The following is a 20,301-nucleotide window of genomic DNA, read 5'->3' as shown; positions in this document are numbered from 1 at the left end:
ATGACCGACCGTTTCGAGGGCCTGAAGAAGATCCCCGCGCAGCCCGCCGCGCGGTTGCTGGCCGTGGCCAATGCCAAGCTCCAGACGCCGCTGGAAAGCCCGGCCAGCGCCCCGGTCGGAACCGTTCTGGCCGAGCTCTCCGACAAGGACGCGCTGCCCGACATGATCCGCCTGCTCTCGGTCGCGCTACCCCCGCGCGAGGCGGTGTGGTGGGCCTGCATCGCCGCCCGCGACCTGACCGGGGACGAGGTGACGCCCTGTCTCAGGGCGGCCGAGGCCTGGGTCTTCGGCCCCACCGACGAAAGGCGCCGCGCCGTGCAGATGGCGCTGGAGGCGGCCGAGATGGACGACGACACGACGCTCGTCGCCACCGCCGCGCTCTACGCGCCGGGCGATCTGGGGCCGGGCGAGATGTCCGAGCATCCCGCGCCGCCGGGGGCGGTATCCTCCTGCGCCTTCGGGCAGAACCTGATGACGCTGGGCGCGGCCAAGGATCCGGTGCTCCAGATGCACTGGCTGATCGACCGGGCGCTCGACATCGCCCGGGGCGGCAACGGCAAGGTGCCGGTGCCCGAGGTCGACACCTCGCTGCCGCCGCTGCCCGACGACGCGACCGGGGACGACGACGAAGAGGAGGACGCCTGATGCCCGGACCGCCGCAAGCCAGGCTCTTCGACCTGCACGCGGGCCCCGCCTGCACCGTCACCGGCCCGATGCCCATCGTCTCGCCGGGGGCCACGACCGTCCTGGTCGGCAAGCTGCCGGCCGCCCGCGTGACCGACATGTGCGTGGGCATGATGCTCTCGCCCGTGGGCGTGCCGATCCCGACGCCGCCGCACCCGCTCGTCAAGGGCTCGGCCACCGTGCTGATCCAGAAGATGCCCGCCGCGCGGATCGGCGATCTCTGCGCCATGGGCGGCGCCATCATCAAGGGCGAATTCACCGTCCTGACAGGAGGTTGACGCAGGCATGGCCGTCGTTCTGAAATTCCAGTCCACCGGAAGCATCCCGGGCAACGGCGACCCGGTCCCGATGGTGGGTGACAGCCTGACCATCGGCCGCGGGCCCGAGAACGACCTCGTGCTGCCCGATCCGGACCGGATGCTCTCGAAGCGCCATTGCGCGATCGAGGATCACAACGGCAACGTGATCGTGGTGGATTTCTCGACCAACGGGACCTTCCTGAACTACGGCAAGCTGCCGCTCGGGTCGGTGCCGACGCCGCTGAACGACGGGGACATCCTGTCGCTCGGGCCCTACGAGATCATGGTCAGCATCTCCTCCGCCACCGACGCGCGGACCGAGATCGCGGATCCGCTCGCCGAGGGCCCGGTCTCGCACGGCGCGGCAGAGCGCGCGCTCAGCGCCGCCGACCTGCTCGATGCGCCCGGCGACGGGGGCGATTTCCTCGACGATCTGCTCAGCGGGCGGGACGGTCCGGTCGGCCCGCGCGGCGTCGCGCGCGAGGAGCTGGGCGAGGACGGGCTGCTGCCGCCGCTCGGGGAAGAAGACGACATCCTGCCGCCGGAGGACGACGGCCCCCGGCAGGGCGGCAGCGCCGGGATGCACAACCCCTCCGGCCAGGATCATTTCCACGCGCCGCGGGTCGCGCCGGCGTCCCAGCAGATCCCCGACGATTGGGAGGACGACCTTCTCTCGCCGCAGCCCGCACCTGCGCCGTCGCCCCCGCCGGGGCGCACCGGCGATGCGGATGATCCCTTCGCCGCCCCGCTCGAGGGCAGCGGCCCCGGGGCCTCGGCCTATATCCCCGACGACTTCACCCTCGACGACACGCCGGAGGAGCCGCCGGCGGAGCCCCTGCTGCCTGAACCCGATCCCGACACCGCCCCGCCCGCGGCCCGGACCCCGCCCCCGGACCCCGCCCCCGAAGACCAGCCTCCCCCTGCACCGGCCCCCGCGCCGGTTCCGCCCTCGGCCCCCGCCGGTGACGATGCCGCCGCCCGCGCCTTCCTGCGCGCCCTCGGCGCCGAGGAGGGGAGCGTGAAGCCGGAGGAGCTGACGCCGACGCTCTCCCGCCTCGGGCAGGTGCTTCGGATCATGGTCGAGGGGATGCGCGAGATCCTGATGACCCGGACCTCGATCAAGTCCGAGTTCCGGATCGAGCAGACGATGATCCAGGCGGGCGGCAACAACCCCCTGAAGTTCTCGATCAGCCCCGAGCAGGCGATCGAGGCGATGGTGAAGCCCAAGGCCAAGGGCTACCTCGACGCGACCGAGGCCGCCTCGCAGGCGCTCGACGACATCAAGGCGCACGAGGTCGCGATGGTCACCGGCATGGAATCGGCCCTGCGCGGCGTGCTGTCCCGGCTTGATCCGGCGCGGCTGGAAGACCGGATCTCGGGCGCCAGCGGGCTGTCCGGGATGCTCAAGAGCAAGAAGGCCCGGTACTGGGAAACCTACGAGAAGATGTATGCTGAAATCGCCGACCAGGCGGAGAACGATTTTCACGAGCTCTTCGCGCGGGAATTCGCCCGGGCCTACAAGGAACAACTGGACAAGCTGAAATGACCGACAACAAGAAGTGGACCGCCTGATGTCCTGGGACAGCAAGGTATTGTGGAGCGAAGGGCTGTTCCTGCAGCCGCATCACTTCCAGCAGGCGGACAGGTACACCGAGAGCCTCGTCGCCGGGCTGGCGCGCCGCGTGACCCCCTATGCCTGGGGCGTCAACGCGCTGGAGATCGACGAGGAGGTGCTGAAGGTCGGGCAGTTCGCCATCAAGTCCTGCTCCGGGCTGACGCAGGACGGCACCGTCTTCCGGGTGCCCGCGGCCGAGGATCATCCGCCCGCGCTGGACGTGCCCGACACGATCAAGAACTGCGTCATCTACCTGACCGTGCCCCACCGTCGGCAGGGCGCGCTCGAGGTCGACATGTCCGGGGCGGAGCTGTCCGCCGCCCGGCTCCGGCCCGCCGAGGTCGAGGTGACGGATGTCACCGGCGCGGGGCGCAAGGCGGTGACGCTGGGCGTCGGCAAGCTGCGGCTGCAATTCGCGCTCGAGGTCGACGACCTGTCGGACCGGCTGGCGATCCCGATCGCCCGGATCGTCGAGGTGAAGCCCGACAAGGAGGTCGTGCTCGACACCGCCTTCGTCGCCTCCTGCGTCGACATCCGCGCCGCCCCGCCGCTGGCCGGGTTCCTGCAGGAGCTCGACGGGCTGCTGCGGCACCGCATGACCGCGCTTGCCGGGCGGATGTCCGAAGGCGGCACCGCGAAGGGCGTGGCCGAGATCTCGGATTTCCTGCTGCTGATGTGCGTGAACCGCGCCCAGCCGGTGATGCAGCACCTGACCAAGATCGAGAACGTGCACCCCGAGGCCTTCTACCGTGCCTGTGTCGGCCTGGCCGGAGAGCTTGCCACCTTCATGGCGGTCGAGAAGTCGGCACCGCAATTCCCGCCCTATGCCCACGACAACCTGACCCGGTCGTTCAACCCCGTCATCAAGGCGCTGCGGCAGTACCTGTCCTCGGTGCTGGAACAGACCGCGATCTCGATCCCGCTCGACCCGCGGAAATACGGCATCAGCGTCGGGGTGATCGCGGACCGCAAGCTGCTCTCGACGGCTGGCTTCGTGCTGGCGGTGCAGGCCGACATCCCGGCCGAGAACGTGCGCCGCCATTTCGCCAACCAGGCCAAGGTCGGCCCGGTCGAGGAGATCCGGCAGCTGGTGAACTCGGCCCTTCCGGGGATCCCGCTCCGGCCATTGCCGGTGGCGCCGCGGCAGATCCCCTATCACGCGGGGGTGGTCTATTTCGAACTGGACAGGGACAGCCCCCATTGGGGCAAGATGTCCACGTCGGGGGGCATCGCGGTGCATGTGTCCGGAGAGTTTCCGGGCCTGAAGATGGAGCTCTGGGCCATCCGCCAGGGGTGACCGGGGAGAGGGTGACAGATGTCTGACAAGGATCCATTCGCGGAACCGGACGACGCCGACAGGACGGTGATCAAGCCGAACCCCGGTGGCCGCCGGACGCTGTCCGCGCCCCGGCAACCCGACCCGCGGCCCGAGCCCGCGGCGGCGGAGCCGCGCGCCGAAAGCTACGGGGTCCCGGGCGGTGGCGCGAGCGCCGCCGCGGACCCGGGGGCCGAGCTGGGCATGACCGGGATGAACCGGATCAACGCCGCGGCCGCGACGCTCTTCTCGCTGGTCAGCCGGATCCGGAACCGGGCGCAGCACATGGACCCGGACAAGCTGCGCCGGTCGGTGGTGACCGAGGTGCGCGCCTTCGAGAACCGCGCCCTGCAGGCGGGCGTCGATGCGCAGGACGTCAAGATCGCCCGCTACGCCATCTGCGCGACGCTCGACGACGTGGTGCTGAACACGCCCTGGGGCGGCCAGTCGGTCTGGGCGCAGCAGAGCATGGTCGGCACCTTCCACAAGGAAACCGTCGGCGGCGACCGCTTCTACGATCTTCTGGCGCGGCTTGAGCAGGAGCCGGGCAAGAACATCGACCTGCTCGAATTCCTCTACATGTGCCTGTCGCTGGGCTTCGAGGGGCGGCTCCGGGTCGAACAGAACGGGTCGGACAAGCATCTGCAGATCCGGGCCGGGCTGGCGCGGATCATCCGGGGCCAGCGCGGCGTGGTCGAAAGGGACCTCTCGCCGCACTGGAAGGGCCTGATCCTGCCGCACAAGGTGCTGTCGGTGTGGAAGCCCGTCTGGATCACGCTCGCCGCGGTCTGCTTCCTGCTGACCGTCGGCTACCTGTCGCTCTCCTGGGTGCTGAACAATGCGACCGAACGGGTGCTGGGCCAACTCTCGGTGCTCGACACCGGACGGGTGGCCGAGCTGGTGCGCCGCGCCCCGCCGCCGCCGCCGCCCGCGCCGCCCTCGGCCGAGCAGGTCGAGAAGGTGAAGGGCTTCCTCGAGGCCGAGATCGACCAGGGCATCGTCGAGGTCTTCCAGGACCAGTCGACGATCACCATCCGGGTCGCCGGATCGAACATGTTCGGCTCGGGCTCGGACCGGCTCCAGCCCGAGTTCGAGGCGCCGCTGGAACGCGTCGCCAAGGCGCTGGTCGAAACCGAAGGGCCGGTCATCGTGGTCGGCCATTCCGACAACGTGCCGATCCGCTCCTCGCGCTTCGCCTCGAACATGGCGCTGTCGCTGGCCCGTGCCGAGACGGTGATGAAGAAGCTCGCGGGCCTTCTGGCCGAACCCGAAAGGCTCAAGGCCGAGGGGCAGGCCGACAAGAGCCCGATCGCATCGAACGACACGCGCGACGGCCGCGCGAAGAACCGGCGCATCGAGATTGTGCTGGTCCGGGAGGACGCCTCATGATCATCCGCATCCTGCGCCGCCTGGGCTCGGCCGTCTCGATCACGCTGCTGGTCGCGCTCGGCCTCGCGCTGCTGATCTGGTATCTCGGCCCGCTGCTGCCGATCGGCGAGGCGCATCCCTTCGACAGCGCCATCGCGCGGTTCATCGCCATCGGCGTCGTGCTGCTTCTGGCGCTCACGGTGCTGCTGATCATCCTGATCCGCCGGGCCCGCCGCGACGCGAAGCTGACCGAGGAGATCGTCGAGACGGTGGACGAGACCGACGAGGAGGACGAGATCGTCAAGGCCGAGCTGGTCGAGCTGAAGGGCAAGCTGAAGGAGGCCATGGCCGCCCTGCGCAAGTCCAAGCTGGGCCGCCGGCACCTGTACGAGCTGCCGTGGTACGTGATGATCGGCCCGCCGGGCGCGGGCAAGACCACGGCCATCGTCAACTCCGGCCTCCAGTTCCCGCTGGCGGATTCGATGGGCAAGAACGCCATCGGCGGCGTCGGCGGCACCCGCAACTGCGACTGGTGGTTCACCAACGACGCGGTGATGATCGACACCGCCGGGCGCTACACCACGCAGGACAGCACCGAGGCCGAGGACAACGCCGGCTGGCTGGGCTTCCTGAACCTGCTCAAGAAGCACCGCAAGCGGCAGCCGATCAACGGCGCCATCGTCGCGATCTCGCTCTCGGATCTCGCGCTGCAGGACGAGATCACCCAGAAGAGCCACGCCGCCGCGATCCGGCGCCGGCTGCACGAGCTGCGCGAGAAGCTGGGCGTGCGCTTCCCGGTCTACGTGATCTTCACCAAGTCCGACATGATCGCGGGCTTCACCGAATTCTACGACAGCCTCGGCAAGGAGGACCGCGAACAGGTCTGGGGCTTCACCCTGCCGCTGCCGAAGAAGACGAAGGGAGAGCTGAACCCCGTCGCCGCCTTCGACGACGAGTTCGACCTGCTGCTCCGGCAGCTGAACGCGCAATCGCTCGAGAAGATGCAGCAGGAGACCGACCACCAGCGGCGGAGCCTGATCGCGAGCTTCCCGGCGCAGTTCGCCTCGGTCCGGGCGACGGCGCGCGGCTTCCTCGACGAGGTCTTCCAGGACAACCGGTTCGAGAAGCGGCACCTTCTGCGCGGGGTCTATTTCACCTCGGGCACGCAGGAAGGCACGCCGATCGACCGGCTGATGATGGGCATGGCGCGGACCTTCGGGATCGGGCGGCAGGCCATCGGCACCGGCCGCGGCTCGGGCCGGTCGTTCTTCCTGACGCGGCTCTTCTCGGGCGTGATCTTCACCGAGGCCGGGCTGGTCAGCGCCGACGACAAGGTCGAACGGCGCTACCGCTGGTCCAAGCGCATCTCGATCGCGGCGGCGCTGCTGGCGGCGATCGGGATCGGCGCGCTCTGGACCCGCAGCTATCTCGGCAATGCCGAGCTGATCGCCGATGCGAGCGAAAGCGTGGCCGAATACCGCACCGCCGCCGCCGACATCCCGCCCAGCCCGATCGAGGACAGCGACCTGCCCGGCGTCGTGCCCGCGCTCAACACCCTGCGGGACATGCCGGGCCAGCCCTCGCCCGCGACGCCGAACCCGCCGCGTGCGCTGACCTACGGGCTCTATCAGGGCAAGGTGCTGGGCAACCAGGCCGCGCTGACCTATCGCGCCGCGCTGAACCAGCACCTACTGCCGCGCCTGCTGCTGCGCCTCGAAGAGCAGATGCAGGCCAACATGAACAACCCTGATTTCCTCTACGAGGCGCTGAAGATCTACCTGATGCTCGGCCAGCAGGGACCGATGAACCAGGACCTCGTGAAGGAGTGGATGGAGCTCGACTGGTCGGTCTCCTACGCGGGACCGGGGCGGGAGGATCTGCGCGAGGACCTGAGGGGGCATCTGGATGCGATGCTCTCGCAGCCGATGGACGCCATCGCCCTGAACGGACCGCTCGTCGAACAGGTGCAGGGCATCCTCTCCGAGATGCCGCTGGCGCAGCGGGTCTACAACGGGATCATCAACTCGCCGCGCGCCAAGGAGCTGCCGGAATGGCGGCTGACCGACATCGGCGGCCCGGCCATCGCGCGGGTGATCGTGCGCTCATCGGGCAAGCCGCTCAACGAGGGGATCGAGGGGATCTTCACCTACGACGGCTTCAACCAGGTCTTCCTCGACGAGGCGCTCGGGGTGGCCAAGCGGATCCAGAGCGAAAGCTGGGTGCTCGGCCCCCGCGGCGAGAGCGAGCAGAGCGAGACCGCGCTGCTGGCGATGAGCCGCGACGTGCTGGATCTCTATTACAACGATTTCATCTCGCGCTACGACAAGATGCTGGGCGACATCGACATCATCCCGATGGAGAGCCTGAGCCACGCGGTCGAGGTGACGAACGTCCTGTCCGGCCCGACCTCGCCGCTGGTGAACATCCTCAAGGCCGTCTCCGAAGAGACCAGGCTGACCGAGGACCGCAGCGCGCTCGGCACGGACGGGCTGGGCGACAGCGCCAAGGAGATCGGCAACCTCGAGCTGCAATCCTCGCTCTCGAGCCGCAGCCAGCTGTTCCTGAACGCCCTGCAGAGCAACATCCTGCCCGGCAACGGGCCGGCACCGAAGAAGCCCGGCGCCTATGTCGAGGAGCGTTTCTCGTGGCTGCACGACCTCGTGGCGGAACCCGACGGGCAGGCCTCGCAGCTGTCCCAGCTGATGGACCGCCTGACCGAGGTCTACCAGGAGCTCAACAAGCTCTCCTTCGCGGGCGGGGCCGCACCGGCGACCACCGGAGAGGGCTCGGCCATCCTGCGGTTCCAGGAGATGGCGAACCGGATGGAGGGGCCGATCCCGCGCTGGTCGACGCAGATCTCCTCGGGCTCCTCGGGGATCACGGCGGACGGGACGCGCTCTTCGATCAACGCCAAGTGGCAATCGCAGGTGCTGCCGTTCTGCCAGCAGGCGCTGACCAACCGCTACCCGTTCGACAGCCGGGCGAGCGCCGACGTGGCGATCGCCGATTTCCAGCGCCTCTTCGCGCCCGGCGGCATGATCGAGAGCTTCTTCAACGAGAACCTGCGCGATTTCGTCGACACCCGCGCCCGGCCCTGGGCCTGGAAGCCGGTGAACGACGCGGACCTCGGCATCAGCCCCGCGGTGCTGGTGCAGTTCCAGCACGCCGCCGAGATCCGGGACGCCTTCTTCGCGGGCGGCGCCGCGCCCTCGATCAGCTTCCAGATCACGCCCGAGGCGCTCGATCCCAAGGCGCAGGAGGTCTTCCTCGAGATCGACGGCCAGACGGTGGAGTTCCGCCATTCCGCGGCGCCGCGCCCCTCGGCCATCACCTGGCCCGGTTCGGTCGGCGCGGCGCGCGTGACCTTCCAGCCGATCCTGCAGGGGGCCGGCAATTCGCTGGGACGGGACGGGCCCTGGGCCTGGTTCCGGCTGCTGAACGCGGCCGAGATCCGGCGCACCAACGTGTCGGACCGGACCCGGCTGATCTTCAACGTGGGCGGGCGGATCGCGATCTTCCAGCTTCAGTCCGGCTCGGTGCTGAACCCGTTCAACCTTGGCGCGCTGGCGGAATTCGCCTGCCCGACGTCGTTCTGATGGCGGCGCGCGGGGCGGGGGCCTTCGGCAAGATGCCCGGAATGGGCGATTTCCTGCGGCTGGACCTGCCGGCGGGCTTCACCCGCGCGTGGGACGCGTGGTTGCAGGCCGGGCTGATCTCGGCCCGCGACCGGCTGGGAGAGCGCTGGAACGCCTGCTACCTCTCGGCCCCGATCTGGCGCTTCTCGCTGCCGCCGGGCGTGGCGGGGGCCGAGGCGATCAGCGGCGTGACGATGCCCTCGGTCGACCGGGTCGGGCGGCAATATCCGCTGACGCTCGCCGCGCCCTGCGGGGCCGGGCCGACGGCGCTCCGGCATTTCGCCAACGACGCCTTCTTCACCGCACTGGAGGACACCGCCCTGACCGCCCTGGAAGAGGAACTGTCGCGCGACGCGCTGGCCGCGCTGCTCGAGGGTTGCGCCCCGGCAAGCCCCGACGCCCCGGCCGAGACCGCCGAGACCTACGCCGGCGCCTGCCCGCCCGAAGCCGTTCTGGCGGCACGCTGGCTGCGCGAGCGTCACGGCGAGACCTGCGTCTGGACCGCCGCGGTCGCGGGCGACCACCGGCTCTTCCTGTCGCCCGGCCTGCCCGATCCGCTGCGGGTCGAGGGGCTCTTCGACCTCGACGCGCCGGTGTGGCGCGCCCTGCCGGCGGCCAGCCCCGCATGACGCCGCCCTCCCGTATCCGGTTTTCGGCGACCACGCATGTCGGGCTGAAGCGCAAGGTGAACGAGGACAGCATCCTCACCCTGCCGGACCATCGCATCTGGGCCGTCGCGGACGGCATGGGCGGGCATGCGGGCGGCGACTTCGCCTCGCAGACCGTCGTCGACAGCATCGCGATGATCCAGCCGGACCTGCCGCCCGGAGAGATGATCCGCGCCCTGCGCGAGGCGATCGACCGGGCGCACGCCGCCATCCTGCGCGAGGCCGAGGCGCGCGGCGGGGCCACCATCGGCGCGACGATCGTCACCTTCGTGATCGCCGACGGGCATTTCGCGGCCTTCTGGGCCGGGGACAGCCGGCTCTACCGGCTGCAATCGGGCTCCATCGAACTGCTCACCACGGACCATTCGGTGGTCGCGGGCCTCGTGCTCGCCGGACAGCTGAGCTGGGACGAGGCCGAACGGCACCCCCAGTCCAACGCCGTCACCCGTGCGGTCGGTGTCGGCGAGGCGCTGGAGCTCGACAAGGTGCGCGGAGAGCTCTTCCCCGGCGACCGCTTCCTGCTGTGTTCGGACGGTCTGACGAAATACGCCACCTTCGCGACGCTCGAACGGGTGCTGGGCACCGAACCGATCGAGACCGTGGCCGACGCGCTCCAGCAGATCGCGCTGGAGGGCGGCGGCGCGGACAACATCTCGATCATCGTGATCGACGTGCTCTAGCGCTCACTCCTCCGTGGTCAGGATCGCGCTGTCGATCGAGGCGACGGTCAGCCCGCCGGTGTCGCGCGCCTCTTCCAGCGCGGCGGCATAGCTTTCCACGGATTCCGTCGTCGGCCGCATCTCGTCGAAGAGCGGTTCGTCGGAATGAAGCACGATCACCATGCTCTTGCCCAGCACGCTGCCATCGACGTTGAAGGCGATCCGGCCGGTGCCCTGCGCCTCGTCCAGCGGATAGGCGAGCCGGACGAAGCCGTCCTCGGCCTGCTCCCGCAGCGTGGCGATGCTGTTGTCCGGGCGGATCAGGTTCGGCAGCAGGTGGAAGACCACCCCCTTCACGTCGACCACCGAAACCCAGAGATACCCGTCCTCGATGTCGTCGGGCAGGAAGACGTCGATCACCGGGTTCTCGCCGACCTTGTAGGTGGCCGAGATGTTCTCGCCCTCCTGTCCGCCCTCGCCGAAGCGCAGCTCGAACCCGCCCGCGCCCGCGCGCGGCAGGGCGTTGTCGATCTGGCAGAGGCCGGGGTTCAGCACCTCGCCCTCGATCCGCACCGGACGGTTGCCCGCCAGCTCGGCGATCTCGGATTGCAGCGCGGCGCGGCTGGCGGGTTCGGCGAAGCGCCCCGTCACGATGATCTGGTCCTCGAGCCCGTAGCCGACCGGCGGCGGGCTGAGCAGCTGCAGCGCGCCGCAATCGGCGTGGCGGGCGAGGATCGGCCTGAGCGCGTCCGGCATCAGGAACCGCGGCCCCAGCTGGATGTCGGCGGAGCCTTCGAAGGCACCCGGCAGGCCGCGCTCGAAGGCGGCGCTGACGGCCGCCTGCTGGTCGGCATCATGGGCGAGCCCGGTCAGCCGCAGCTCGTCGTTCTGGACCGAAAGGCGGAACTCCTCGAGCGGGAGGGCGGCGTCCAGCACGCTCACCAGCGACGCGCCCCAATCCTCGTCGATATCGCCCGAGGCAAGGGTCAGGTCGGCGGTGCCGTCGATGCTGTCCATCCGCCGGGAAATCGCGGCGCCGACCTCCTCGGAGGGGACGGAGCCGACCGCCTGCGGGGTGCCGCCGAATTCGCGCTGCGCCGAGAAGGTATAGGGATCGGCCACCGGGTAGGCCGGCCCGAACAGCCCGTCGAAGAGGCCGAGCGCCCAGCCCCCGGCGCCGAGCGCCGCGACCAGAACCACAGCCAGCAGCGCGACCATGCCGCCGCGACCGCGCCGCTCGCGCGCCGGGTCCGCCGCGGGCGGCGGCGTGACGGATCCGGCGGGCGGCACGGTCCCGGGTCGCGTCGCGGGCACGATCACCGTCGCGTCGTCCAGCCCCGCGGGCACCGCCGGCGCCGGCGCGGGCAGGGCGCCCGGGTCATGGAAGGCCTCCAGCAGCTCGCGGGCATCGGCGAAGCGGCGGTCGGGATCCGGGTCGGACATCCGGGCGATCAGCCGCCGCAGCGGATCGGGCACCCCCTCGAGGTCGAGCGGCTCGGACTTCCTGGCCACCACCTCCATCGGGTTGCGCCCCATGTCGGGCTTCTTGCCGCGGAACGTCGCCAGCAGCAGCGCGCCCAGCGAATAGATGTCCGAGCGCGGATCGGTCCGCCCGCTCAGCTGCTCGGGCGCGGCATAGGCGTATTTCCCGGCGAATTCGTTGCCGACGATGGTCTCGGCGCCGGGGTTGGTGTCCTTGGCGATGCCGAAGTCGATGATCACCGCCTCGGCCGGGTTGTCGTTCCTGAGGATGATGTTGTCCGGCGACAGGTCGCGGTGGACGATGTTGCGCCCATGCGCCGCGATCAGCCCCTCGCAGACCCGCTCGCCCACGATCAGCAGGTCGGCCGCGCTCATCCCGCCCTCGGCCATCTTCCGGTCGAGCGCCGGGCCCTCGACGTAATCCATCACGAGGTAGACCACCCCGTCGGGCATCCGCTGGGTGTCGAAATAGCGCACGATGGCGTCGTGGCGGACATCGCGGATGTCCTCCTCGCGCGTCATCAGGGCCAGGAAATCCTCGTTGGTGGCGTATTCGGCGCGGAGCGCCTTGATCGCCATGACGCGGCCCGAGATCTCGGACCGGGCGCGATAGACCTCGGATGTGCCACCGCGGCCGAGGATGGCCTCGATCCGGTAGGTGTTGTTGAGAAGGTCGCCGGGGCTGAAGATCTGCCCCGATCGGGCGTCGTTCATCAGCTCAGCGCTTGGAACTCGACCCGGCGATTCACGTCGCCGCGCGGGTCCTGCTTGTCGAGCGGAAAGGCCTCGCCCACGCCGACGGCATCGAGCCGGTCCTCGGCCACGCCGCAATCGCCGGTCAGGAAGCGCTTCACCTCCTGCGCGCGCAGGAGCGACAGCTTCTCGTTGTAGCCGGCGGAGCCGGACGCATCCGTATGGCCGATGATCCGGAAGCTGCCGAGCTCTCCGTCCTTCATCACCTCGCAGAGCGTGGCGAGCTTGGTCTTCTGGTCGTCCCGCAGCGCGGCGGAGTCGAAGTCGAAGCTGATCTGGATGTTCACCTGCTCATCGGGATTGAGCTCGACATAGGTGGCGGCCGCGGATTGCGCCGCGCCCTCGGTCTCGGCCGGGGCGGCGCCTTCCTGGTTCGTGGGCACGAGGACAAGGCCGCGGGTCTTCTGCTTCTTGAACACCTGTTCCAGTTCCTCGGCGCTCATCTCGCTCGCGTCGTTGGATTGTGCGGAAACGGAGGCGGGCTGGAACAGGAATGCGGCCAGCAGGAAAGTCGGAACAATCGTCGAACGCAACAGCATCGCGGTGCCTCTTTCTGGAAAATTTTCCGAATGCTACACCACGCCCGGACATCCGACAACGCTGCTGTGCCGGTCCGGTTTTGTTGACTTCCGCGGGCGCCATGTCTCACTGTCGGGCGAACGGACGGTCGGGCGGTCGGGACGGAATGGACAAGCGCATCATCATCGCGATCGTCGGGGCCATGGGCGTCATCCTCGCGGGGATCGCCGTGCTGGGCTGGATCGCGCTCAGCGGGCCCCGGGTGCCGGTCTACGAGTCCGACACGTTCACCGAGGCCGGTTCCGATTTCGACGGCCCCGCCATCGACAGCGGCGCCCGGATCGAGCTGGAGAAACTGCGCCAGCAGGTCGAGGCGATGTCCGAACGGATCGAGGGGCTCGAACGCGACATCTCGGAACTGCGGTCGCGCCCCATGCCCTCGGCCCCGCCGCCCGCAGGCCAGCAGCAGGAAGGATCGGCCGCCTTCCCGCGCGACGGGCCGAACAAGATCATCGATTCCTATCCGCAGGTGGTGCTGATCGCGGCACGGCGGACGCTGAACCAGGGCGTGCGGATCGCCACGCCAAGCTATCTGGCCAGCATCTTCGGCAAGCCGCGCGAGGACCTGACGCAGGACTGCCGGTCGATGACGAACCAGCGCCTGAAGGACAAGCTGGTGACCGAGGAGGTCGGGCCGATCCGGGTCACCATGCTGCGGCCCGCCATCGACTCTCTCCGGAACGTCTTCGCGAAGATCGAGGCGACCGATCCCGACCTCTACGCCCGGATCAACACCGCCGGATCGCTCTGCGTCCGGCTGATCCGCGGCTCGAGCAGCAGCATCTCGACCCATGCGTTCGGGCTGTCGCTGGATCTCAACATCGACGGCAAGCTCGACACGCTCGGGGACGGGCGGACGCAGCTCGGGCTGACCATCCTCGCGGATTTCTTCCGCAACGAGGGCTGGTACTGGGGCGCCGGGTTCGGGCGCGAGGATTCCATGCATTTCGAGGCCAGCCGGGACCTCGTCGAACGCTGGATCGAGGAAGGCAAACTCTGACCGACCGGCCCGCGGGAGGATCGCGATGACCACGAGCGTGCAGCAGGCCGACACGGTGCAGGCCGAACTTCTGGGACTGGCGACGGAGCTTGCGGCCGAGATGGCCGTGCCGGCGGATCGCCGCGACGGGGCCGCGATCCGCCGCGGCTGGGAGCGGATCGAGCTGCAGCGGCGGCGCGCCAGCGCGCTGCTGCGCCGCGAACGCCGCCGGGGCCGCGACAGCGACGCGGGCGAGGCGCGGGCCGGCCACAAGGACGTGCGCGACCGGAAGAAGGCCCTCACCCAGCTGCGCCAGCGCATCGACATGTGGGACCAGATGCGCGACCTCGTGGCGCGCCACGTCGCCCCGCGCCGGGTGCCGATCCGCACCGCCCGGACGCTCGCGACCGAGGACGGGCTGGCGATCCTGCTGCACAACGCGGTCTATCTGCTGGCGAACCCCCACACCCAGACACCCGAGGCGCGGGCGCATGGCTGTTTCGCCGACATCCCGATGCCGCTGCCGCAATTCGACATGCTGATGATCGCGGCCTATCGCCTGCTGCTGGCGCAGGGCCGGACCGAAGGGGCGCGCTTCCTCGATGTGGGCTCGGGCGGGGGGACCAAGGTGCTGCTTGCCAGCCATTACTTCGCGGCCTGCGACGGGCTGGAATACGATACCGCCTATGCCGCTGCCGGGGCCCGCGCGATGCAGCTCGTCGCGCCCGAGACCTGCCGGGTGATGCAGGGCGACGGCCTGACCTTCGAGCACTACGGCGATTACGACGTGATCTATTTCTACCGGCCGCTGAACGAGGACGCGCTGCTCGCCCGGCTCGAGGAGCGCATCTTCACCCAGGCGCGGCCCGGCACGATCATCCTCGCGCCCTACAACACCTCGCTCCGGCCCCGCCCCGATCTGGACGGCGCCAAGGTCGCCGATCCCGTCTTCATCGCCGGCGTCAGCCAGAGAGAGGCGGACGACCTGCGCCGCAAGGCGGAATACACCGGGCTCGAGATCGTGCGCCGGCCGCGCGACTTTCCCTTCGACACCGGCTTCTGGTCGCCGATCCTCGAGGCCGCGCAGTTCAACGGCGGATAGCCGCGACGCGAACAGGGATGACGCAGGGTCATTTTCGGTTGTATCGAATCGACCTCACCGCTTGACTGTCGCCGGGATCGCACCAGCGGGCCCGGATGACAGACATTCCTTTTCGAGTGTGGCCGCGAATGCCGATTGACGGACTGACCAAGACACAAAGCGATTTCATCGAGAAATACCTGAAGGCCCCCAAGATCGGCGGGCGGAAGAAGAAGGCCCGGCGCGAGGAGGCCACCAGGGAATTCCGCCGCTTCAACGTCAATCGCGAGGCGGTCGCCCGGCGGGTCGAAGAGCTCGGCGATCCGGCGGTCAAGCTACTCCTGCGCGGCGAGCTCGCCCGCGCCGAGACGCTCATCGGGACCGATGCCTCGGACCTGCATTTCGATGATGCGATGGCGCAGCTCGCGGCGGTGAACACCGCCGTCGCGGACCACAAGCGGCAGGCGGCGGTCAAGGAGAAGCACGCCCTGATGCTGGCCCGGATGGCCGAGGTGGAGGACGGCACGCCGCTCGACAACATCGACGACATCACCCGCCTCTGGACCTTCGCCGACACGACCTTCGAAAGCGGCATCCGCAGCAACGATCCGGCCAGGATCGGCGATGCGGAGCGCGCGCTCGACCAGCTGCCCGCGCTGATCAACGCCGGCCGGCCCGACATCACGGGCGAGGGGCGCGAGTCGAAGGCCAGGCTGCGCGCGGTCGGCGAACGGCTGGCGAAGGCCGAGGAGACGGCGGCCGTCGTCTTCGACGCCAAGCACGTGCCGCCCGCGCTGACCACGCTTTTCCGGACGGTGCACGACAGGCTTTCCGACGGGGCCGGTGCCGATGTCGCCGCGCTGCCCGCCGCCGCGACCGCGGCCGAGACCGCGATGGACGGCGTAGACACCGCGGCCGAGGCGCTCTATGCCGCGCGCCGCACTTGGAACGCGGATCACGCGCGCTTCCGGCTGCGCTATGACCTGATGGATGGCCACGCGCTCGCCTCGGACGCGACGCATGTGAAACCGAAGTTCGATGCGGTCCGCACCGCCTACAAGGCCGCGGGCGACCATGCGCTGGCGCATGATTACGCCCGGGCGACCGCCGCTCTCGCGCCGCTCTTCGCGCAGGTCGACACGGCGCTGACATTCGCGGACGATTGCCAGAACTTCCTCGCCATCCACGACCGCCGCAAGGCGATGGCCGATGACCTGCCCGCCGCGGACACGCGGCGATACGATCAGGTCAAGCAGGCGATCACCGACACCCGCAACCTGCTGGCCGAGGCCGGGACCGAGCGCGACAACGGCAACATGGGCGCGGCGCTGAGGAAGCTGACCGCCGTCGCGCCGGCGGCCGCCAGGGCCGCGAAGCTGGTCCGGGCGGAAGAGGAATTCGTCGACCTCTGGCAAGAGATCACCGCAATCCGCGACGGGCTCAACAACGGCCCGGCAGAGCTCAAGGCGCTCTTCGATACGGAGATCACCCATCTCACCGATGAACTGGACGCCTCTGTCGCGGATGCCGACGGCGGGAACGTGGACGCGGCCTCGGCCCGGCTGTCGGGGCTCTACGGGTTCGCATTGTCGCTGACGAAGCGGTCCCCGGAGGAGATTGCCGAAAACGAATCCCCCCGCCGCAACGAAGAGGCGGAGGCCTACCTGGCCGAGAAGGCGAGTTTCCTCGTCCGGCTGGGCGAGGCCAACGCGATCACCGACCCCGACGGCCGGATCGCGGTCGCCGACTACATCGTCGAGATGAACGAGGCGAAGACCCGCATGGACAAGTGGGAGGCCGAAGGCTCGTTCTACGCGGCGACCGCGCTCGCGAAGCAGCTCAAGGGCGATCACGCCGACAGGCTCGACGACGCGGCGGAGGCCAAGACCTACCTCGCCGCGAAGACGGACGTCGATGCGAAGGTGGCGACGCTCGAGGCGGGCGGCGCGGGCACGGCAGCGGCGGCGGAGACGCTGGCGATGGCCAAGCAGATGGTGACCGACGCCATCGCGATCAGCCAGAAGGACGACTGGTTCCAGGCCGCGCGGATGATGGAGGCGGCGCTCGACATCGTGACCGCGGCCGAGGAGATCCGGAAGAACGACGAGATCGCGTCGAACATGGTGAATTCGGCGGTCCTCGTGAATATCGGCACCGATTTCGACGCCGCCCATGCCGAGTTCGACAGGCTGCACGGTCAGGTCGCGAACCTCGATTCCGGGAACCTCTTCCAGAAGCGGCTCGCGGATGCCGCGACGGCTGCGAAACAGGCCCGGAACGCGCTGCCCGCCGACCCGGGCCGCGCCCGGGCCGAGCTGGAGGGCGCGATAGCTGAGACCCGGGACGTGCTCGTCCTCATCGTGCAGGCCGACACCTACGACATCCAGCGGCAGACCATCGAGGATGCGCTCAAGGCGATCCGGAAAGAGGACAAGGACAATCTGGTCAAGCCCGAGATCAACGCGATCACGGGCCATCTCTCGGCCGCGAAGCAGGCGGCCAAGACGCTCGATTTCAGGACCGCGCTGGACGAGATGGCGCAGGCCCAGACCGAGGTGAAGACGGCCTACGGCACGACGCCCTACATCGGGTATTACCGGGACGAGCTGAAGGCGTTGAAGAAGCTCCGCGCCAAGTTCTCCGGCGCCTCCATGGCGCCCGGGCTGACCGCCGAAATCGCGCGCTTCGACACGCTCGTCTCGGATGTCGAAACGGCATTCCGGGACCGCAGGATGGGCGAGATGATGAACCTCGCGCGGCAGGCGGCGGAGCTTGGCAGGGCCTATGTGACGCTGGGCAGCAATTACGTCTACGCCGTGAAGGCGCGTGATGCCGTGAAGGCCCGGATCGTCCCGGCGCTTCAGCATCCGGCCGCCAAGGACCACATGGACAAGGCGAATGCGGAGATCGCCGAGGTCGATCGCGCGATGTCCGACCGTCTCTACACCATGGCGGTGCGCATGGCGCGGCGGGCGCAATGGCCGATCGACAGCGCCGAGGAGGCGATCAAGGCGTTCGATGCGCTGACCCCGATCAAGTCCGCCGCGATCACGGCGCTGCGCGATCTCGAAGACCGCGACGACACGGCAAACGCGATGGCCCACGAGCGGATCCTCGCGCTCAGGGCCGAATTCGACGCGGCCTTGGACAAGGAGAACATGAAGAACTACGGCGGCGCCGCCCGGCTGCTGACCGGCTTCCCCGAGCGGTGCGACGCGGTGAAGCCGCTGCTCGATGCCTTCGACCTCTATACCGCGGCGCGGGAGGAGGCGCAGAAGGCCATCACGGCGCTGACCGACAAGGGCGCGGACCCGATCCAGCCGATGGTCGACCGGATCGAGAAGAAGCGCGACAACGCCCTCCGGCTGGCGGGGAAACAGGATTTCGCCACCGCCCGCGACCTGCTGACCGAATTGCTCGAGGATTGCCGCACGGCCGAGCAGACGCTGGCACGGCAGGCGGAGTTCGACCGGGTGACGGCCGAGATCAAGGCTGTGGACGACGGCGATACGACGGGGCTCACCGCCGCCATCGCCTCGGCCACCGACACGCTGAAGCAGCTCCGGGCGCGGCCCGCGGCGCTCTTCCTCGTGCCCGAGCTCGAGGCGGTGGACGATGCGCTCGACAAGGCCCGCGCCGATGCGGATAGCGATTTCGACGGGGCGCTGGCGCTGGTCACGGGGGCGGTCGACGATTGCGGCAGGCTCGCCGGAGAGATGGGCCGCTTCGACCAGTTCACCGACAGTGTCGCGCTGGCGGGCAGGCTGGCGACCGACCTGCTCGACACCCATCCCCAGGCCGATTTCGCCCGCGACGAGATCCAGGCCCTCGCCTCGCGCGTGGATTCCCGGATGACCGCCGTTCGCGCGGATCCCGCACGCCGCAGTGCCGCGCGCGACGATATCGAGAAGGCGATCGCCACGTTGCGCGACCTGCGGCACCTGCTGGACGCGCACCAGGCCTGGCATGTGGAGATGCGGACGGCCGAAACCGATCTGCAGCTGCTCGAGGCCGATCCGGACCGGCGCCAGATCGGCGCCGACGTCCGGGCCTGCCGCCAGAAGCTGGACGACTCCACCGCCAAGGCCACCGGTCGTGACCATGCCGGCGCGATGAAGGACATCGCCGGCGCGCGCGACCTGATGGCCAAGGCGCGGCTGCGGCTCAAGGCGTGCAACAACCAGGCGCCGGACCGCAAGGAGCTGGAGGCGCTCCTGGCGGCGCCCGGCGGCGACGCGATGCTGGATGACGTCATCAACGGGCTGGACGAGGAGACGCAGCGCAAGGTGATGACCGTCGCCTTCGAGGCGCGGTTCGGCTGCAAGCTGGACGTCTTCGCCTCGCCCAAGGACTTCGAGAAGGGGAGGGCGGACACCGACCTCGGCAAGAAGGCCCCCAACCTCCAGCGTTTCTTCAAGCTGATGTCGGACCTCCCGGCCTCGGCGACGCGGGACAACGACTCCATGCTCACCTTCTCGCACGTCGGGACAGAGGCGACCGGCTCCTATTACGCGCCGAGCGCCAAGGAGGTCGCCATGCGCGAGGGCGAGGCGGCCAAGAGCGGGACCTACGGCGTCGGGCTCGAGCACGAGCTGGGCGTGGATCCCGCGACGCTCGAGCTGCAGGAGGGCGAGTCGATCGACTTCTTCAGCTGGAACACCCTGCACGAGGTCGGTCACGCGGTGGACGACAAGCTCGGCTTCATGGACAGGAACGGCGAAAGCCTTGCGGGGTGGAAGGTCTACGGCACCAACGTCCGCCCCGTGGCCGAAGCCATCGCGGCCGAGCTGGGCTTCGACAGCGGCTACCTGGCCGAGTACATCAGCCAGGGCAAGGGGTCGGCCCCTCCGGTGCCCGACCCGGCCGGATGCAGCCCCGAGGAATGGGAGCGCCGCCGCCGCGAGGCCTGTGCCTGGATCGACCGGGTCCGGGTCGACAAGCAGCCCTGGGCGATGGACAGCACCGCGAAGAACGCCAAGACCGCCGCGGGCAAGGTCTTCCACGAGAGCTACGCGAACAGCTGGTGCAGCTACGATTACGCGGCGCGGGCCAAGGGCGTCTCGGGCTACCAGTTCCGCGCGCCGGGCGAGTGGTTCTCGGAGCTCTACGCCGCCGTGCACACCCGCAAGCTCAAACCGTCGCACACGCATTACAACATCATCGCCAACGCGCAATGATCCCCGA

The 20,301-nt window shown here is 69.4% G+C and carries 13 protein-coding genes; 11 read left to right on the top strand and 2 right to left on the bottom strand.

Annotated elements, in window-relative coordinates; all coding sequences use genetic code 11:
- From Q344_RS0111995 to Q344_RS0111960, 8 genes are read left to right on the top strand one after another with little or no spacing between them, the layout of a single operon-like run.
- Positions 1 to 645 (top strand): DUF6931 family protein, encoded by a 645-nt coding sequence (locus tag Q344_RS0111995; RefSeq protein ID WP_028286921.1) that lies wholly within the window; start codon positions 1 to 3, stop codon positions 643 to 645.
- The gene (locus Q344_RS0111990; RefSeq protein ID WP_028286920.1) at positions 645 to 962 is read left to right on the top strand and encodes a PAAR domain-containing protein; all 318 of its coding nucleotides are present in this window, start codon (positions 645 to 647) and stop codon (positions 960 to 962) included. The genes Q344_RS0111995 and Q344_RS0111990 overlap by 1 nt, the downstream gene beginning before the upstream one ends.
- 7 nt (positions 963 to 969) lie before the next feature.
- Positions 970 to 2,529, top strand: coding sequence for a type VI secretion system-associated FHA domain protein TagH (gene tagH / locus Q344_RS0111985; RefSeq protein ID WP_028286919.1), 1,560 nt, complete (start codon positions 970 to 972; stop codon positions 2,527 to 2,529).
- 25 nt (positions 2,530 to 2,554) lie between these two features.
- Complete coding sequence (gene tssK / locus Q344_RS0111980; RefSeq protein WP_028286918.1) at positions 2,555 to 3,895, top strand: type VI secretion system baseplate subunit TssK; 1,341 nt, start codon at positions 2,555 to 2,557, stop codon at positions 3,893 to 3,895.
- Positions 3,896 to 3,913: 18 nt separating this feature from the next.
- A complete protein-coding gene (icmH, locus tag Q344_RS0111975) occupies positions 3,914 to 5,302 on the top strand; it encodes a type IVB secretion system protein IcmH/DotU (RefSeq protein ID WP_028286917.1) in 1,389 nt (462 codons plus the stop codon).
- A complete protein-coding gene (gene tssM / locus Q344_RS0111970; protein WP_028286916.1) occupies positions 5,299 to 8,877 on the top strand; it encodes a type VI secretion system membrane subunit TssM in 3,579 nt (1,192 codons plus the stop codon). Before icmH ends, tssM begins: the two co-directional genes overlap by 4 nt.
- The gene (tagF, locus tag Q344_RS0111965) at positions 8,877 to 9,545 is read left to right on the top strand and encodes a type VI secretion system-associated protein TagF (RefSeq protein WP_028286915.1); all 669 of its coding nucleotides are present in this window, start codon (positions 8,877 to 8,879) and stop codon (positions 9,543 to 9,545) included. Before tssM ends, tagF begins: the two co-directional genes overlap by 1 nt.
- Positions 9,542 to 10,264 carry a PP2C family protein-serine/threonine phosphatase gene (locus Q344_RS0111960; RefSeq protein WP_028286914.1) on the top strand — a complete coding sequence of 241 codons (723 nt, stop codon included), beginning with the start codon at positions 9,542 to 9,544 and terminating at the stop codon, positions 10,262 to 10,264. Before tagF ends, Q344_RS0111960 begins: the two co-directional genes overlap by 4 nt.
- Before the next feature lie 3 nt (positions 10,265 to 10,267).
- Here Q344_RS0111960 and Q344_RS0111955 read toward each other — a convergent pair whose 3' ends face one another.
- Positions 10,268 to 12,439, bottom strand: a complete 2,172-nt coding sequence (locus tag Q344_RS0111955; RefSeq protein ID WP_028286913.1) for a serine/threonine-protein kinase — start codon at positions 12,437 to 12,439, stop codon at positions 10,268 to 10,270.
- A complete protein-coding gene (locus Q344_RS0111950; RefSeq protein ID WP_028286912.1) occupies positions 12,439 to 13,017 on the bottom strand; it encodes an OmpA family protein in 579 nt (192 codons plus the stop codon). Before Q344_RS0111950 ends, Q344_RS0111955 begins: the two co-directional genes overlap by 1 nt.
- Before the next feature lie 146 nt (positions 13,018 to 13,163).
- Here Q344_RS0111950 and Q344_RS0111945 point away from each other — a divergent pair, with 146 nt between their 5' ends.
- The 3 genes from Q344_RS0111945 (at position 13,164) to Q344_RS0111935 (ending at position 20,294) form a co-directional block, all read left to right on the top strand.
- Positions 13,164 to 14,057, top strand: coding sequence for a M15 family metallopeptidase (locus Q344_RS0111945; RefSeq protein ID WP_028286911.1), 894 nt, complete (start codon positions 13,164 to 13,166; stop codon positions 14,055 to 14,057).
- Positions 14,058 to 14,082: 25 nt separating this feature from the next.
- Positions 14,083 to 15,138, top strand: coding sequence for a protein-L-isoaspartate O-methyltransferase family protein (locus Q344_RS0111940; protein ID WP_028286910.1), 1,056 nt, complete (start codon positions 14,083 to 14,085; stop codon positions 15,136 to 15,138).
- Positions 15,139 to 15,266: 128 nt separating this feature from the next.
- Positions 15,267 to 20,294, top strand: a complete 5,028-nt coding sequence (locus Q344_RS0111935) for a hypothetical protein (RefSeq protein ID WP_028286909.1) — start codon at positions 15,267 to 15,269, stop codon at positions 20,292 to 20,294.
- Positions 20,295 to 20,301 lie beyond the last annotated feature (7 nt).

This window comes from Pseudooceanicola nanhaiensis DSM 18065, assembly GCF_000688295.1.
GTDB lineage: Bacteria > Pseudomonadota > Alphaproteobacteria > Rhodobacterales > Rhodobacteraceae > Pseudooceanicola > Pseudooceanicola nanhaiensis.
This window is presented reverse-complemented; position numbering and strand designations above follow the sequence as displayed.